Here is a 4256-nt window from a genome sequence, read left to right as displayed (position 1 = left end):
ACCATCATTACTCCGTGGCTAAAGCCGCACAGGCAATGGGCGTAAGCCTTGCCGCACTTAATCGTTGGGTTAAAAAACTGAAATTAGAACGACAAGGTAAAACACCGACGGGACTTCCGCTTACCCCAGAACAGATTGAGCTTCGAGAGATGAAAAAAAAAGATACAACGTCTTGAAATGGAAAACGAAATTCTAAAAAAGGCTACGGCGCTCTTAATGTCGGACTCACTGAAGGATTCGCGATAATTGACAAACTAAGAGCGCATTACCCCGTTACAACGCTCTGCCAACTTTTTGAGCGTCATCGCAGTAGCTATCGCCATTGGCATCATCGAATGAAGAATGCCGTACCGAATGGAGTGCGAGCGATTAAACGGAGCGTAGTCAAAGACGCTTGGAACTTAAGTGGAGGCTCTGCGGGCGCAAGGACGATTGCGACGATAGTGACAACGCAGTACGGTGTAAAAATGAGCCGTTATCTTGCCGGTAAGCTAATGAAAAAGCTTGATATTATGAGTTGCCAACATATGAAGCATCGTTATAAACGCGGGACAAAAGAACATGTCGACATCCCTAATTTACTCGACCGCCAATTTGCCGTCACCGCCCCCAATCAAGTGTGGTGCGGCGATGTGACGTATATTTGGACAGGAAAACGATGGGCGTATCTCGCTGTTGTGTTAGACCTTTTTGCACGGAAACCTGTTGGTTGGGCACTCTCCACGTCCCCCGACACCACGTTGACCTTAAAAGCTCTGCAAATGGCTTGGGAAATGCGCAATCAACCAAAAGGACTGATGTTTCATAGTTACAAACTGCAGCCTAGGAGCAGTGTGCCTATAATTAGGCTTTTAGGTCATAATTTAAACGAATGACTGTTCTCATGGTTAATCAACGAATAAATAATCAGAATTTAATAAAAACATAGCACCCAATACACTCGATTCGTACGTTACTTCATTGATTGAGATTCCTAACCATCAAGTGACATAAACTGCGCCCCCCCTTATTAATAACAGAAAATGAAATAGATTGTCTTTATGATTTCTGTTTGTCATTTAACTGAATACGGCACACTTGAGAACGACTATAGCCAGTCGCTTCAGCGGTTTCACGAATACTCAGTCCCTTGATTTTTCGATAATAAATCACCTTATCATGACGCTCTTTATCCGCCTGCTTTCCTTTGTATTTACCTAATGATTGTGCGCGTTGAATACCTTGTTTTTGGCGTTCGCGACGGCTAATCCAATCTTTGTGGGACATGGCGGCCATTAAATCAATTAACATGGTGTTAATGGCCGAAAGGACGGCTTGAGTGATAGGATCATTCTGTGTCAGATCTTGATTATTTAGAGCTTGCCAAGATGTCGGAATATCGAGACTCACAATACGCAACTCATGGTGTTCAATTTGTTTTTTCAGTTTTAACCAATCGATGTTATTTAATCGAGTTAGTCGATCAATTTGCTCAACGAGCAAAATATCCCCCTGTTGACTGTCACTGAGTAAACGAGAGAGTTCGGGGCGTTCTAATTTTGTTCCACTGATGTGTTCGCGATAATAATTCGCAATTCGGCCACCTCGTTCTTCAACAAAGTCATTTAGCATCTTTTTTGCTCTATCTGCATATTGATCTTCAGAGGAGGCTCGAAGGTAAGCACGGATGAACATATTTTCACCTATCTATCGCATTTAAGTTATCCCATAAAAAGTATCGCATATAGGTTGTTGCATTGATAGTGATTTGATACATTTTAGATTGTCGCTTTGGGGTATACCTATATGCAATATGTGAATGTGTTGACAATAGATATACGTCAGGATATTGTATATTTATTGTGTATGTGTATATAGGAGTTACTGTCATGCGTAATGCTGCAATTAATCTTCGGGCTTTACCTGAACAACGAGACTTAATCGATGAAGCTGCTAGTCTTCTTGGTAAGAACCGATCTGATTTTATGCTTGAAGTCGCTTGTGAAAGAGCGCAAGCAATATTACTAGACCAAGTTTTTTTTCAATTAGATAATGAAAAATTTCAGCAATTTAATTTATTACTTGATGCTCCAGTTAATAGCAACCCTGGTCTAGATCGTTTAATGTCAATAGAAACACCATGGAAGGAAATATAGTGAATCTGCAACTATTAGCTCCTAAACCATTATCATCATCTCATAGACTGGATGATTTTTTTTGTGGTGAATCATCTTTAGATGATTGGCTAAAGCGTCGGGCTCTATCTAACCATTTGAATGGAGCCAGTCGAACCTTTGTTATTGCAGATTCATATCAACATGTTTGGGGTTATTATGCATTAGCGACTGGAGCAATTTCACATAATGAAGCTACAGGACGGGTTCGTCGAAATATGCCTGAGCCAATTCCAGTTATTGTTCTTGGAAGATTTGCAATCGATTTACGTGCTCAGGGAAGAAAACTAGGTGCTTCGTTATTACAGGATGCTGTAATTAGAGTTAGAGCTGTTGCTGAAAATACTGGGGTTCGTGCGTTACTCGTTCATGCTTTGAATGATAAAGCAAAACAATTTTATGAATACTATGGTTTTACTGCATCCCCTATTAGCCCTATGACATTGATGCTTAGACTATAATTTAACCTATATTTTAAGCTTTATCTTTTATAAGTGGGTTCAGCGATACCTTATCATTTAGGGAAGATGGCGTATAATCATCCAAATAACCATTTTATACGGTGTAAGGAAACCCAAATGAAAGATATTAATTTAATCTCACTCACACAAGCGGCAAATACATTAAGTGAAGCTTATTTTACGCGTTATTATCAATATTATGGTATCGAGATTAAACCGGATGAAGTCGAAGTATTAAAAAACTTTGTCAAAAAGTTAGGTTATGAATGCGTTGATAAAAGAATATTTAATCATTTTTTTGTCGGTTACAAAATCCCTCAAATCAGTAAAGAGTTTGATTTACTCCGAATTGGTGACAATTATATTGTCAATATAGAACTAAAACGCGAATGTACCGAAGAAAAAATAAAAAAACAATTAATCCAAAATCGCTACTACTTGAAATTTCTCAATGAAAAAATTTTTAATTTCACCTATGAGTTATCGACAGATTCGTTATATTTTCTAAAAGATGACAACCTAAATGTAGTCGATTTTGAATTTCTGCAAGGAATATTATTAGGTCAAATCTTGAGTGAGATTAAAAATATAAATTCATTATTTAATCCTTCGAATTATTTAGTTTCACCTTTTAACTCAACGGATAAATTTTTAGACGGACAGTATTTTTTAACAGGGCAACAAAGTAATATCAAACGGGATGTGGTTGCCAGAGTTAATGCTCTTTCAGAGGAGCATTTTACAGCGGTTATTGGTAGTGCTGGAACAGGAAAAACTCTGTTAGTTTATGATATAGCTAATGACTTAAAGTCTTCAGGTAAACGAATATTGATCATTCATGGTGGAGGTTTAAATCCAGGGCAACATTATTTAAATAACCAAGGGTGGGATATTCAACCGATAAAACAGATTGAGAATATCAATGTCAATGATTACGATGTTATTTTCATAGACGAAGCGCAACGAATGAGAGCGTATCAATATGTTAACTTTATAGAAAAAATTAGACAAAGTAGTTGTAAGTGTATTTTTTCTTATGATAAATCACAAACCTTAAACCATAATGAAATAATAAATAATATCCCCGATAAAATATCATCTCTTGCTGGCGCCGTTACGTATTCGCTATCAGAAAAAATAAGAACAAATAAAGAGGTTGCTGCATTTATTCGCGGTTTTTTTAATAATAAAAAAAATGACCCTGTTTTAAATCGTGGTAATGTAAGTTTTGAATATTATGACAATATTTCAGATATGATGTTTTTTATGCTAGATTTAAAATCGAAAGAATGGGAAATATTACAATTCACTCCCCAATTGATAGGTTCAAGTACTCATCAGCGTTATTTAGATAATTCGAATCAAAAATCTCATGGTGTTATCGGGCAAGAATTTGATAATGTTGCCGTCATTGTTGATCCTTATTTTAATTATGATAAAAATGGCGATTTGACCTATACTGGTGACTCTTATTACCCTGCTAATAAAATGTTATTCCAAAACATGACCCGCACGCGCAATCAACTCAAAATCCTGATCCTCAATAATCCCGTTATCCTCGACCGTTGCTTAACGCTATTAACGCCTCCCCAATCCCAGTAAACGAATTGATTTATCGCTTTTTTCTAAAGAACGTTTTTCC

At 37.1% G+C, this 4256-nt stretch carries 4 protein-coding genes and 1 pseudogene; 4 read left to right on the top strand and 1 reads right to left on the bottom strand.

The window, feature by feature from the left end:
• A pseudogene (locus tag PSE69_RS19175) lies at positions 1-809 on the top strand (IS3 family transposase); the annotation flags it as partial.
• A 229-nt stretch (positions 810-1038) separates the two neighbouring features.
• On the opposite strand, the gene PSE69_RS19170 reads toward PSE69_RS19175, so the two are convergent.
• Positions 1039-1674: a recombinase family protein gene (locus tag PSE69_RS19170; RefSeq protein ID WP_163761889.1), complete on the bottom strand. Its 636-nt coding sequence runs from the start codon at positions 1672-1674 to the stop codon at positions 1039-1041.
• Positions 1675-1868: 194 nt separating this feature from the next.
• Between PSE69_RS19170 and PSE69_RS19165 the strand changes: the two genes are divergently transcribed.
• The 3 genes from PSE69_RS19165 to PSE69_RS19155 all read left to right on the top strand — a co-directional run bounded on the left by PSE69_RS19165 (position 1869) and on the right by PSE69_RS19155 (position 4216).
• Positions 1869-2135 carry a type II toxin-antitoxin system TacA family antitoxin gene (locus PSE69_RS19165; RefSeq protein ID WP_123382784.1) on the top strand — a complete coding sequence of 89 codons (267 nt, stop codon included), beginning with the start codon at positions 1869-1871 and terminating at the stop codon, positions 2133-2135.
• Entirely contained in the window at positions 2135-2614 is a 480-nt protein-coding gene (locus tag PSE69_RS19160; RefSeq protein WP_163761890.1) for a GNAT family N-acetyltransferase, read from the top strand. The genes PSE69_RS19165 and PSE69_RS19160 overlap by 1 nt, the downstream gene beginning before the upstream one ends.
• Positions 2615-2731: 117 nt before the next feature.
• Complete coding sequence (locus PSE69_RS19155; RefSeq protein ID WP_163761891.1) at positions 2732-4216, top strand: DNA/RNA helicase domain-containing protein; 1485 nt, start codon at positions 2732-2734, stop codon at positions 4214-4216.
• Positions 4217-4256 lie beyond the last annotated feature (40 nt).

The organism is Providencia sp. PROV122 (assembly GCF_028482365.1).
Taxonomy (GTDB): domain Bacteria; phylum Pseudomonadota; class Gammaproteobacteria; order Enterobacterales; family Enterobacteriaceae; genus Providencia; species Providencia stuartii.
This window is presented reverse-complemented; position numbering and strand designations above follow the sequence as displayed.